The 12,634-nt window shown below is 57.9% G+C and carries 9 protein-coding genes and 4 pseudogenes; 3 read left to right on the forward strand and 10 right to left on the reverse strand.

The annotated features are described in order from the left end of the window. Positions 1-17 precede the first annotated feature (17 nt). The gene (locus ML_RS10855) at positions 18-1,358 is read left to right on the forward strand and encodes a sensor histidine kinase (RefSeq protein ID WP_010908723.1); all 1,341 of its coding nucleotides are present in this window, start codon (positions 18-20) and stop codon (positions 1,356-1,358) included. 24 nt (positions 1,359-1,382) lie between these two features. Here ML_RS10855 and ML_RS19910 read toward each other — a convergent pair whose 3' ends face one another. The 9 genes and pseudogenes from ML_RS19910 to pdxH all read right to left on the reverse strand — a co-directional run bounded on the left by ML_RS19910 (position 1,383) and on the right by pdxH (position 8,933). Beyond that, positions 1,383-1,763 (reverse strand): sunset domain-containing protein, encoded by a 381-nt coding sequence (locus ML_RS19910; RefSeq protein WP_438501727.1) that lies wholly within the window; start codon positions 1,761-1,763, stop codon positions 1,383-1,385. Between the two features lie 783 nt (positions 1,764-2,546). Next, positions 2,547-2,687: pseudogene (locus ML_RS19480) on the reverse strand (hypothetical protein); the annotation flags it as partial. Between the two features lie 1,903 nt (positions 2,688-4,590). After that, positions 4,591-4,674: a hypothetical protein gene (locus tag ML_RS19485; protein ID WP_306455869.1), complete on the reverse strand. Its 84-nt coding sequence runs from the start codon at positions 4,672-4,674 to the stop codon at positions 4,591-4,593. A 307-nt stretch (positions 4,675-4,981) separates the two neighbouring features. After that, positions 4,982-5,296: a hypothetical protein gene (locus tag ML_RS10860; RefSeq protein ID WP_111481072.1), complete on the reverse strand. Its 315-nt coding sequence runs from the start codon at positions 5,294-5,296 to the stop codon at positions 4,982-4,984. A 23-nt stretch (positions 5,297-5,319) separates the two neighbouring features. Then, a complete protein-coding gene (locus ML_RS19490; protein ID WP_081439371.1) occupies positions 5,320-5,469 on the reverse strand; it encodes a PPE domain-containing protein in 150 nt (49 codons plus the stop codon). Positions 5,470-5,480: 11 nt separating this feature from the next. Continuing rightward, a complete protein-coding gene (locus ML_RS19495) occupies positions 5,481-5,690 on the reverse strand; it encodes a PPE domain-containing protein (protein ID WP_064430334.1) in 210 nt (69 codons plus the stop codon). Positions 5,691-5,778: 88 nt separating this feature from the next. Next, positions 5,779-5,997: pseudogene (locus tag ML_RS10875) on the reverse strand (PE domain-containing protein); the annotation flags it as partial. A 765-nt stretch (positions 5,998-6,762) separates the two neighbouring features. Then, on the reverse strand, positions 6,763-8,058 hold the full coding sequence (locus tag ML_RS10880) for a citrate synthase (RefSeq protein WP_010908725.1): 1,296 nt from the start codon (positions 8,056-8,058) through the stop codon (positions 6,763-6,765). A gap of 248 nt (positions 8,059-8,306) precedes the next feature. Further along, the gene (gene pdxH / locus ML_RS10885; RefSeq protein WP_010908726.1) at positions 8,307-8,933 is read right to left on the reverse strand and encodes a pyridoxamine 5'-phosphate oxidase; all 627 of its coding nucleotides are present in this window, start codon (positions 8,931-8,933) and stop codon (positions 8,307-8,309) included. A 113-nt stretch (positions 8,934-9,046) separates the two neighbouring features. Between pdxH and ML_RS17550 the strand changes: the two are divergent. Beyond that, positions 9,047-10,165, forward strand: a pseudogene (locus ML_RS17550) (citrate synthase 2). Positions 10,166-10,500: 335 nt separating this feature from the next. Continuing rightward, positions 10,501-10,951 (forward strand): annotated as a pseudogene (locus ML_RS10895) (VOC family protein). A gap of 10 nt (positions 10,952-10,961) precedes the next feature. Here the strand turns inward: ML_RS10895 and ML_RS10900 are convergent. Then, positions 10,962-12,629: an FAD-dependent oxidoreductase gene (locus ML_RS10900; protein ID WP_010908727.1), complete on the reverse strand. Its 1,668-nt coding sequence runs from the start codon at positions 12,627-12,629 to the stop codon at positions 10,962-10,964. Between the last annotated feature and the right edge of the window lie 5 nt (positions 12,630-12,634).

Below are 12,634 nucleotides of genomic sequence, written 5' to 3' on the forward strand. Positions count from 1 at the left end.
CCGGATCGAAGCAGGCCATGAATATCCTGTCGCGAATCTTCGCCCGTACGCCGTCGTTGCGAACCCGGGTGGTGGTCGCTACGGCCATCGGTGCAGCGATTCCGGTTCTCATCGTCGGCACAGTCGTCTGGGTCGGGATCACCAACGACCGCAAAGAGCGGCTGGACCGCAAACTGGATGAGGCAGCCGGTTTCGCGATCCCGTTCGTGCCGCGCGGCCTTGACGAAATTCCGCGCTCGCCTAACGACCAGGACGCCATCATCACCGTGCGCCGCGGCAACTTGGTCAAGTCGAATTTCGACATCACGCTGCCCAAACTGACAAACGACTACGCTGATACCTACCTCCGCGGGGTACGCTACCGAGTACGGACGGTGGAGATCCCAGCACCGGAGCCGACATCAATTGCTGTCGGCGCGACGTACGACGCCACCGTCGCCGAGACCAACAACTTGCACCGCCGAGTGCTACTGATCTGTGGATTCGCCATCGCTGCGGCGGCCGTTTTCGCCTGGCTGCTGGCCGCATTCGCAGTGCGCCCGTTCAAACAGCTTGCTCAGCAGACCCGATCAGTCGATGCCGGCGGTGAGGCACCACGGGTGGAGGTGCACGGCGCCACCGAAGCCGTTGAGATCGCCGAGGCGATGAGAGGAATGCTGCAGCGTATCTGGAATGAACAGAACCGGACCAAGGAGGCGCTGGCCTCGGCCCGCGATTTCGCTGCAGTGTCCTCCCATGAACTACGCACACCATTGACTGCGATGCGCACTAATCTCGAAGTGCTTGCCACCCTGGACTTGGCCGACGACCAACGCAAAGAAGTCCTGGGCGACGTGATCCGCACCCAGTCGCGGATAGAGGCCACCCTCAGCGCGCTGGAGCGGTTGGCCCAGGGAGAACTGTCGACGTCGGACGATCACGTGCCAGTCGACATCACTGAGTTGCTCGACCGTGCCGCCCACGACGCGACTCGGAGCTACCCTGAGCTCAAAGTCTCGCTGGTGCCGTCGCCGACCTGCATCATTGTGGGGTTGCCAGCCGGGTTACGACTTGCCGTCGACAACGCGGTCGCCAATGCCGTGAAACATGGCGGCGCCACCCGAGTCCAGCTGTCCGCGGTCAGTTCGCGGGCCGGGGTAGAAATTGCCGTCGACGACAACGGCAGTGGAGTGCCCGAAGATGAGCGCCAAGTGGTGTTTGAACGGTTTTCTCGAGGATCGACGGCCTCCCACTCGGGATCGGGTCTGGGGCTGGCGCTGGTGGCCCAGCAGGCCCAGCTACACGGCGGGACGGCTTCATTGGAAACTAGCCCGCTGGGCGGCGCGCGGCTGCTGCTGCGTATATCCGCGCCCAGCTAACCGAAAGAACCTCGCTGAATGCCTTTATTTCCGTGAACTCTTGCGCCACGGCGTGAAGTAGGCCCTTTTCGCGTATTCCGTATCCTCGAACCCTATCTGGGCGACGGCCGAATCATATGTGCGGTCGTCGAGCATGTAGTAGAATCTGATATACGATCGACTCTTTACCAATTCATCTCGCCGGCCCGCTGCCGTCGTCACGGGCACAAGTGGAGCCCGGGCCAAAAGGCACATATGGCGCCATGGCAATCTTCGTCGGCAACTCTTCTGCAACCGGAATACTCGTCGTTGGTGAACCAAACTCAGCGCACCCAATTCACCCGTCGACATCGGGACCGACACTTGATGCTTGACGCGACGAACCATCAGCGCCAAGGTCAATACCAGTCTAATGACAAAGGACAACGCGACTAGTCCTGCACCGATCCGTGGTCAATCAACACTGTACGCCCATCTCATTCGAGCCAGACAATCCTGCAGGAGCTGTGTTTCCTTGTTGTCGCTCGTTTGATCTACAAGGTGATAAACCACCGATCCCGCGACGAAAGCAAGCAGGTACGACAACCAATAGACCACCAAATCCATGTCGGATTCCCCTTAGTTGACCACGATTTCGACGCGGCGATTCTTGACGCGGCCGTCGGGCGTGTCGTTGCTGGCGATCGGGTTGACCAACCCTTTACTCTATAATAGCTAGATGGTCGTAGACCATACCTGGACAACTAGGAAGTCGGCGACTGTACCGGACCACTGGGCACTCAAAGAAATATCGATGCCTGAATTGTCAAGTGTAACCATTGAGCATCACATGCGCATTGAGACATGGCTTAAGTTTGCTAGCAACCCGAGTCAGGATATGGTCGTGACTCGAGGTCAAGCTAAATGTGTCGTTCCCAAAGAGAATCGGCTCACCCGTCACTGCGTTAATGGCAGGCCGCAAATCGGCACACAGATCAACCGAAGGGAGTCCAGACGGGGCAAAGTCGGGAGGTTCCAGCCGGAGAAATCTGCCCCTTAATCTGAATTAATCAACGATATTCAGACCGTACCAGATGTGCACTGTGGCACGGTCGAGGGTATTTTTCTGGTCCATCGATACCGATGTTACCACCAAAGCAACAATGTTACCGTTGACCATGAAAAGAAATCGATCAGGGACGCGCTCAATTTAAAAAGAAGCCCCGTGTTTTAGAAATCAAGTGTGTCAATATTAAGGTTGATCTGACTTTGGTCGACGACGCTGATATCTGGGACGAGAGAGCCCTTAAACGCGTCCAGTAGCTCCGCTTTGGTAGAGTCGTCGAAAAAATCACAGCTGAACGTAATATTGTTGGCATTGCGTCACATTGAAAGCTGTGCCAAGGAGAAACTTGGAAACGCCAGAACTGTTCAACGGCGCAAGTGAAAGCAGCGTGCCGATTGGCCCAGGTACAGACCGGGGATAATCGAAGGCACCACAATCGACTGACCCTATTAGCAAAAGAATAACCACCACGCCGGTCAACCACGGAAGAATGGGCGAGCGCCGATCGAATCGTACAATTCCACCAGGAGTCGGTGATGGCGGCAGTTGTGCCGACATTCCACTGATCATCCACCATCGCATTCTCCGCTAAATTGTTTGACGTTACTCGTCCGCACTGTAAGCGATATGTCACCTACCAAGTCGGCACGAGGACACTGCCTAGACCGGGCACACTAATAAACGATGGAAAAAGGAGGAAAAAGACCGCGCCACATCGGGCATTTGGCGAAACTCGCGGCGACCCGCGCGGGATGATTATGCGTCCAGCCGGACAAGTCGTGAGCCATACCGGTTAGGGACCGGCTAAAAAATAAGCCCCGAATAACTAACGTGGGACTTCGACACGACGGATTTCGATGTCATCGTCGTTGGCGGGCGACCCCCGCACCGGCCTACTTGGGCCCGTGCGGGCCTGCGGTTGCTGGAACGGCTGAGGCAGCCTTGGCGAAGCTGCAGTGCCAACCCAGGCTTTCGACGGTGTCGAGATCCAAGTGTCGATTTGGTCAGCTGGCTGCTGTCACGCACCGTCGACAAGCCGGGCACCCAAGTGCACTGGGTCCTGCGACGCTATTCGTCGGTATACCCAGCAACCGGCTACAGCCAGACGCTCTGGCTTGCCGGTCCAAGCATACCGCTAACACATTCGCTGCGATCGGCGCAGCCGACGATGGGAGCGGATTCGCCGAATTCTACCGAAGCTACCGACTGGTGACCGAAACGACTGAAGCCGACCCTGCTCGAACCCCTGCGCACCCACTAGCAGGCCTGCCAACACGCTGCGGCAGCCGGTGGACCCGATGCGGCGGCCATGTGGCAGGCAATGGTCTCCGATACACCGATCAGAGACGCCATTGCCCGACATGGTGGACAACGTCCTGGCCCGCGGGGTGATAGCCATCAGCGCAGACGTTTACGCCGTGAACCCGAATGGCAGAAATGCACTACCGCACCTGCGATGAAGAGAACCTAGTCCGCGGCCGGTCCGTTCTGACCGGCGTAACCTCGGCCGGTCCTGGCCGACCCGTCACCACTAACCCAGTTCACACAGGTCAAGGTAAAGATGTTGCTGCACCGACTGCCTCGCTTGCGCGACAACAGCGTCACATCAGAGCAGGCGTTCGCCAACGTGTTCCACCTTTACTAAATGTGGAGCCAACTGGATACGGCTTTTTCGCGTGCAGCTGACGGGCAGCTACTGGATCTATTGCCGTGCGAGGCCTACTGCCAGTCGTTGACCCATCCGCGCATCCTGTCGGCCGGTTTACACGGACGTGCACACAATGGCAGCGTCCAGCTTACACACACCGCACTCGATGTTCTGCCACCGCAGGACCGGATTCCATACACGACCAACTGACCGAGCTAGTACAGGCGTCTCTGAATCTCTTTCTGGACAAACCCATTCAGGAGATACCGATAACCTACGCACACGGCCAGCCGTGCATCGAGACAACGACCACCCTGATTTTGCAACGCACACTGCAGATAACTGTAAGAAACATCCTCCACGGTGCGTTGCACTAGCCGTTCACCAAAGACGACGACCCGCTAAACACCTCGGCACGGCCATGAACAGTCGCCACGGCCCACGAGGCGGATCATGCTGTGCAGCTCGAGCGCCCGCTACGGCGGGGCAGTTTCAGACATCGGCCGGCCATAACACTGCCATGGCTGTGCTGGCCACCAGGAACACCCAGCTCGCCCCGGTCAGTCACACTCTGGCTCCCAGATAGCCGGCAGCATCGTCACCTGCGGAGCACCACCAAACACACCACCGTCCAACACTGTCAACCCCGTAGGTCACGCGACCGTCTCGTCACCCGCGGTCCCAGCAAACCCCAACAGGACAGCATTCCAATCAGAAACCAACACCGGCGACGCCTCACACACCGCCACCAGCCGAGTCAAGGGCGACGCAGTCTGTGAGCGCACGAAACCCCAGATTCGTCACGTTGTGGCTCTTTACAGCCGAACATTTTCTAAACACGCTCCTCTCGTACCATAAGAAGCGCTATTCGGATACCCACCAATTCCCAGCGACAGCGCGAGCGGCGTGACACCCACTTTCGGGTATGGACAAGCCCAAAGAGTTCAAATACTAAAGCGACCTGGCCGGAAGAAACACATTCGCCTCAGCCAGCAGCTTCAAAAGTCCGAACAGCAATCGTAGCAACGCCTCGAGCCAATCAATAAGATACCAGAGAAGCGTGGTGAGCCAATCGACACCAAAAAGCGCAATAAGGCGAATCAACGCGTAAATACGCTTCCATGAGCACCGTACGCAACTCATAAAGAATGCAATCTCGGAAGACGAGGCGTGAGCAGGCAGGGTTGTGATAGGCACAGTATTGCCGGCACTGGCTTCGGCAATCCCCATCGCCGGGACAGTGTGGGGCACCAAATCCAACACCATAGTCGAAGCCGCCTGATAAATGCTCATTTTGGTGGCATCCTATGGATCCACATCTGCGCATACTCAGCCTCATTGAGCATGACAGGGATCATGTTGATCCCCAAGAAATTCGTCGCCAACCACACCGTGTGAGTGTCAAGGTTGGCGGACAACTCCGCCAACCTTGACATCATCTCCGATGCACTTACATAACATAAACCGTCCCCGCAACCTCATGCTGCGCAGCCATTCCCACACAGTCGGCATTGGTTTGAGTCAGCCAGGCTAGATATGGTGCGTGCGCGGCCACGCAAGTCGCCGCACTCCGGCCCTGCCACGTCCCAGCCTGCACCACACCCAGGTTTGCAGTGAGTTCTATTGCCGAGGAAGCATATTCACACCCAACGAATTCCATACCTCAGCGGCGTGGTCACTTCATATCACAAAGCCCCGTACGACGACGCGGCTGCAGCATAATCAGCAAAATACCTAATATCGGCCTAAGCGAGGCTACCCCCGGAACAACCAAGTTCTTCGACCCCTTCAGCATGCTCGTTGCACTAAGCGCTAAACTGAACCGCAGTCTGCACCGACACCAAATCAGCCGCCGACGACACCACCGACGCTGCAGCAACATGCGCAGCCACCAGGCGAGCTGGCGGCGCTTGTACCGCGGCACCGGCCGCCGCCAAGCCTTCCGGAAGCACGCATAGCGTCACCACCGCCACCACTTTCCCCTCGGACTCAATCACCTATCCGGCAGGTGCCCCCCGCACCAATCACACACTCGGATTCCACACGTTACCCATGCGGTGCCGCAATAAGATTGCAAAGAACACCTTGTCGACATAGCCGACACTACTTACTGTCTTACTGTCGATAATCGTAAACACCACTCTGCCAGGACAAGCAAACATCTATGATGGGTGGCAGGTTTGCGGACTACATGGTTCATGCCCCGGGGAGGCTTCACTGCTCAGCAGCACCAAACACAGACCTGGTTACCGAGCATGGCGCACCAATCAACGCGACCAGTCCGTCGACACAGTGCTAACAACAGATGCTGGTGTCTTTGCCGACATGCTGGCGTTCCACTCAGAAGCGGATGTCAGTGACCTGGACCGCCTAAGGCTGTGATCTAATGCGGCCGGGCGACACAGTTTCAACACCGTTGAATCAAGCACTCCGACTCGTGGCCGGTGGCAGAACCATCGTGCATAAATGCATACACCTTGCGTCAGGCTCCACTACACGGTATCCCTTGACACCCGATTCAGATCTTTCTACGCCCGATTCAGCTGATCGGATTGTTCTCATCCTGCCCACACCGCCAACTAGACACCTTTGAACACCTCTTTGACCAACCTGAGCGCACACACCACCAATATGAACATCCTGATGGTCGAGGTTAGCCAGTCTAGATTATTTCCGGTAATGTCGTCGACCGCAAACCATCGGGATGAACTAAGCAGTCACCACTGCTATAACTATCGTGTTTCAATTGCGGTGTAGTCACGCTCTGTGTAGCCGGTGTATATTTGGCGCGGACGGCCAATCTTACTGTCACCCTCGTCGTGCATCTCACGCCAGTGCGCAATCCAGCCTGGCAGCCGACCCAAAGCAAACAACACGGTGAACATCCGGGTCGGAAAACCGAGGGCCCGGTAGATCAGACCGGTGTAGAAGTCGACGTTCGGGTAAAGCTTGCGCTCGATGAAATAGTCATCGGTTAGCGCCGCCTCCTCGAGTCCCTTGGCAATGTTCAGCAAATCGTCATCGCCACCAAGTTTGACCAGGATCTTGTCAGCCTGTTCCTTGACGATGCGGGCCCGCGGATCGTAGTTCTTGTAGACGCGGTGACCAAAGCCCATCAATTTCACACCGGCCTGGCAATTCTTTACTTTTTGGACAAATCCACCAACGTCGTCGCCACTCTCGCGGATACCTTCGAGCATCTCAAGCACCGCCTGGTTGGCACCGCCGTGCAGCGGTCCCCACAGCGCGTTAATGCCGCCCGAAATCGAGGTGAACAGGTTGGCTCGCGACGAGCCCACCAAACGCACGGTTGACGTCGAACAGTTTTGCTCGTGGTCAGCATGCAGGATAAACAGCATGTCCAGAGCCCGGACCACCTCAGGGTCGGGCTCATAGGGCTCAGCCGGCAAACCAAAAGTCATTCGAAGGAAGTTCTCTACTAGAGAAAACGCGTTGTCCGGGTAAAGGAACGGCTGGCCTACCGACTTCTTGTATGCATAGGCAGCGATAGTGGGCAGCTTGGCCAAGAGTCGGATCGTCGACAGCTCTACTTGGCCGTTGTCCATCGGGTCCAGTGCATCCTGATAGTAAGCACTCAATGCGTTGACCACGCTGGACAACACCGGCATCGGGTGCGCGTTGCGCGGGAAGCCATCATAGAATCGCTTAAGGTCCTCGTGCAACATGGTGTGGCGCTGGATCCGATGGGTGAATTCGGCCAGCTGATCGGTGGCTGGTAACTCCCCATAGATCAGCAGATAGCAAACCTCTATGAAGGTCGACTTCTCGGCGAGCTGCTCAATCGGATAGCCGCGGTAACGCAGAATCCCGGCGTCACCATCAATGTAGGTGATGGAACTCTTGGTGGATGCGGTGTTACCGTAGCCGACATCAAACGTAGTGTAACCGGTCTTGGCCAATACCGGGACGATCGCAATGCCGTCATTACCTTCGGTGGCACGGACAATCTGTAGATCGATCTCGCCTCCCGGATACTTCAGAGTGACGGTGTCGTCGGTGTCGGCCACGAAAACCCCTTTGCGCTCTGGCTGATATTCCTGTTGGTATAGCTGTGAAGGTAGTCGTTACCTCAACAGAGCGCCTGCCCGGGGTCGGGTCTAGAAACCTCACAACAGTCCGTCCAGGCAAGCCCCGATCCGTCAAGGCGTGAGCTGGCCCTCAGCGCCCGGTAGCTAATCAATGCCGGCGCTAGCGAGGCGATTAACCATCGCCCATCACTTCCTGATGCCATTACCCGACGCACATCCTCACCTAGTTAAGGCTGCAGACGCTCGATACACCCGCCTGTCACCCGAATCCTGTTGTGCACCCGGTTTTCCCGGCCCTGCCAGAATTCCACCACCTCGGGCACAATGAGGTATCCGCCCCAATTCGGCGGCAACGGGATGAGCTCTGAATCAGCAAAGCGCACGGTTACTTCTAGCAGCTGATCAAGTAACGCCGTCCTCGAGGCGATCGGCCGCGACTGATGCGACGCCCATGCCCCCAGTTGCGAGCCACGCGGCCGTTTGGACCAGTAATCCTCGCTAACCTGCGGGTCGACCGTGCTCACTGGGCCGCGAATATGCACCTGCCGCCCCAGCTGATACCATGGGAAAGTCACCGAAGCATAAGGCGTGGCTGCCAGGTCGTCGCCCTTATCAGAATCATAATTGGTGAAGAAAATAATTCCTGCCTCATCGGCGCCCTTACACAACACCGATCGGCTCACCGGCCTGCCGTTGGCCACGGTTGCCAGCACCATGGCATTGGGCTCGGCAACTCCGGCGCGCTCGGCGTCGTCAATCCACTTGCAGAACAGCGTAAGCCAACCATCATATAGCCAATCCGTGTCGAGATCGGGGCTGCCGTCCTTCTCGACGGAGCCGTACTCCACCCGCATACCCGACAGATGCTGGTCGTCTGGTCCTGCCACCGCGCCAACACTACCCGCAGGGTGTTACTGGACAGTAACATCGGCCCGGGGACAGGTGGGAGAATTTTGCCTATGCCCCTGTGGTACCAACAGACTCTGTGCCTAACCTGTACGACTTGGTCGTGGCCTTTACCACCGGAGATCACCAAGCCGGACAAAGACGGTGACGCGCTGCGCTACCGCGGTATTGCCATCAAGAATCCGGTGCACCAACGAATAACATTCGGTGACGTATAGGCGTTGCTGATCGACAGAACATTCGGCAGCAGCCCTCCCCCGGAGGAGCCATTCCCGCTGCCAATCCACACTGGCTATGTGCGTGTCGATGTCCAGGCAGGCCTGATGATGCCGGCGCCCATCTGAGGAAAGCCGTTGGACATCGACGACGCCACCACTCGTGAGCAGCTGTCCCGGGCATCGACAATAGCACTGCCCTATGTCGCGCAGTCCGTACGCGACATCTATCAGCTAGCAGTCCCGCAACGAACAATTGATGAATGCCAAACGGCCACAGCAGGTTTTATGACTCGCTGGCAGGGCGATCCCGACCCCAAACATATCGAGGCCATCGACGTCTATTAGGTGGTAGACGCCGAGCACAGCATGAACGCTTCGACGTTCACCGCTCGGTTCATCACCTGGACTGGCAGGGACTCGGCAGCGGCATTGTCTGGAGCAATCGGTGCGATGAGTGGACCGCGCTGCACGGTGAGGCGGCGGCCCGGATGCTGCCAATGCTAGAGGAGGTCGAGCGCAACGGGTAGGCACGTAGCCTGGTAAAGGGGATCCTGGAGCGCGGAGAAAAGCTGATGGAGTTCGGGCACCGGATCCATAGCGCGGAGGATCCCCGGGCGCGGGTACTGCAAGCCACCTACGAACAGCTGGGCATACCGCGCCACGAAGTCGCTGTCGCGCTGGAGCAAGCCGCGCTAGCGGAGCTACGGGAGCGCTGTCCGGATTGTGCCATCGAGACTAACGTCGAATTCTGGGCAGCTGTGATCCTGGACTTCGCCCGGGTTCCTGCCAATATGATGCTGGTGATGTTCACTTGTGGTCGGACCGCGGGCTGGTGCACCCACATTCTCGAGCAGAAACGACTCGGCAAACTCGTCCGCCTTTCAGCCATCTATGTGGGATCCCAAGCACGTAACCCAAAGTCCGTTAACGTCTGGTACCACATTCTCTGCGCGAAAGCCTAGAATAGAATTCCTCAGCGAAGTCATATATCTGCGATCAATGGATGCCCGGTTTTCGCCGACTCACCGAACTTATCCCAACCTGCAGAGCTCATCCAGTCTCGTGGTGCGACGATCAATTCCATTAGCCACCGCTATGTCGCCGATAGCACCAAGAACCGAAAGTACCACTGGCTGCAATACTGCAGTGCTTGCGCCACATAGCGGTCGGTGCCCAGTGATAAATGGCCAGCGCCCGATAAATGTGCATCGCACGCCGGTCAAGAGACATTGACCCCGATGCGGAGACTGGTACGGGACTGGCCTGCAAAATCGACGGCAAGAAAATCGCCAGGGACATCAACGTCGAGCCCGAATTGTCCCCACATCTGGTAGTTTACGACGTCACCAGGTCGTTTAATTCTACGCAAGGCTTTTGGCCGGTGTCGAACTAGCGCGCGCCCGGTCCCGACGGCAAACTGATCCATGCACCGTGCGCATCAACGGCTTCGCGGTGCCGCTCAACGACCACTTGCCGGAAACATGTGGCAGCAAGTCGATGACTCCGACGTCACTGGGCGGAACACCGGTAACTATTCACCTAACAATGACCGACGTGGACAATAAATTCCAGCGAGCGCTGGCACACTGGTGCCACCGTGGTGGTGTCGCTGGCGGACCAGTTCTGGGATGACCGTTACAATGTGACCGCTGACCTGTTCGGTCCAACGCTGGCCCCCGGGACAGCCAGTCCGCAAGGCCAGCATAGATGAGATCGGAGCGGCGATCTCTGGGCAGATAGGCAGTTAGTTCGAGCTGACTACGACAGGGCACGCAGCCGCAGCGGCGGCGCGCCGGCTGCAACCGCCAGCATGTCGGCGACATCGGTGAACTTGCGGCGTGGCCGGCCTTCGGTACTGCCCTGCGCGATCTCGGCGGCGTCGATGGCCCGCCATCCCACGGAGTCGACAGTATCGGGTTGGCGGGCGTGCACCAGCTTGGCTAGCTCCGCCGGCTCAGCCACCGGGTCGGTCAGCCAGCCGGCGTTGAAGTCGGCGACCACGGCCTGAACGGTTTGAACCGAGCACAACTTGTTAGTGCCGATGAAGCCTGTTGGTCCACGTTTGATCCAGCCAGCCACATAGGCGCCGGGCATCGGACGGCCCCGACTCGGGTCGACCACACGGCCACCGTCATTCGGGATTACCGCCGCTTCCTCGTCGAATGGCAGATCGCGAATCCGTTTGCCGCGGTAACCAACCGATGTCAGCACCAGGCCCGCATCGAACCGACGTGATTCTTCGGTGCCGGTAACCGAGAACTCAACACCGGTAGCGCGCTGGTTACCAAGCACGCGCTTGGGCGTGAGCTGATAGGCCAGCCGGATTCGCCGCCGCGAAGTCGGCTTCGAACTATCAACAAGACTGCTCAAGACCTCCAGTTTCTTTCTGGTCAAACTGTCTGATACGGTCGCGAAATCACCTTCCACCAACTTGCGGTCACCGGCGTCGAGTACCACCTCAGACGTGGCCTTCAACCCGATCAGCTCGGGCAAGGTGAACGCCGAGTGCGCGGGGCCACGACGGGCGGCGACCACCACTTCGCGGACCGCGGAGCCGCCCAACACGTGCAGTGCAAACTCGGAAATATCGGTCCGGGCCAAGTTGTCCGGATCGGCAGTGAGCAACCGTGCCACATCGAGGGCGACATTGCCATTACCGATGACTACTACGCGTTCATGACTGAGATCGACTGGTAGATAAGCAAAGTCGGGATGAGCGTTGATCCAGGCTACTAGCTCGGTAGCGGTTCCAGTACCCGGGATACCCATCCCGTCGATGTTCAGACGACGATCATCAGGCGCACCGACCGCATACAGCACAGCATGGTGATGGGCCAACAATTCGTCGTGGCTCAAGTGCCTACCTATCTCGACGTTGAGAAAAAAACGGAAGCGGCGATGCTCGGCGACCCGGTCGAAGAGCTCAGTCACCTTTTTCGTGTTCTGGTGATCGGGCGCCAACCCGGCGCGAACCAAACCGTAAGGGGTAGGTAACTTCTCGAACACATTAACCCACACCCCAGGTTGAGTAAGCAGCTCATCGGCAGCATACATTGCCGCTGGACCGGACCCGACGATGGCCACGGTCAGCGGGCGACGACGAACATGTACCTGTGCGGCCGGGATGACCGGAGCCAACTTCGAGGTCGGCGGAAGTTTCAGGTCAATGGGCCGCGCCGGGTAATACGACGCGTTGATCTCGATAAACGGCAGCTGCTTAGGCGCCAACCGGGTGTCGGATGCAATAGCACCAACCGGACAGGCGCTCACACAGGCGCCACAATCCACACAGGCTACAGGATCGATATAAAGCATCTCCGAAGTAGCGAACCCCGGCTCGTCCGGTGTTGGGTGAATGCAATTCACCGGGCAAGCAAACACACAAGACCCATCGTTGCAGCACGACTGGGTGATGATATACGGCATAGAAA

The sequence above is a fragment of the Mycobacterium leprae TN genome (genome assembly GCF_000195855.1).
GTDB lineage: Bacteria > Actinomycetota > Actinomycetes > Mycobacteriales > Mycobacteriaceae > Mycobacterium > Mycobacterium leprae.

Bases quoted from the DNA above. Each gene is read 5' to 3' on its own strand.
- ML_RS19490 (WP_081439371.1), bottom strand. From the start codon at position 5,469: ATGATGTCAAGGTTGGCGGAGTTGTCCGCCAACCTTGACACTCACACG.
- ML_RS10855 (WP_010908723.1), top strand. From the start codon at position 18: ATGAATATCCTGTCGCGAATCTTCGCCCGTACGCCGTCGTTGCGAACC.
- ML_RS10860 (WP_111481072.1), bottom strand. From the start codon at position 5,296: ATGGTGTTGGATTTGGTGCCCCACACTGTCCCGGCGATGGGGATTGCC.
- ML_RS10900 (WP_010908727.1), bottom strand. From the start codon at position 12,629: ATGCCGTATATCATCACCCAGTCGTGCTGCAACGATGGGTCTTGTGTG.
- ML_RS19495 (WP_064430334.1), bottom strand. From the start codon at position 5,690: ATGGAATTCGTTGGGTGTGAATATGCTTCCTCGGCAATAGAACTCACT.
- pdxH (WP_010908726.1), bottom strand. From the start codon at position 8,933: ATGCGGGTGGAGTACGGCTCCGTCGAGAAGGACGGCAGCCCCGATCTC.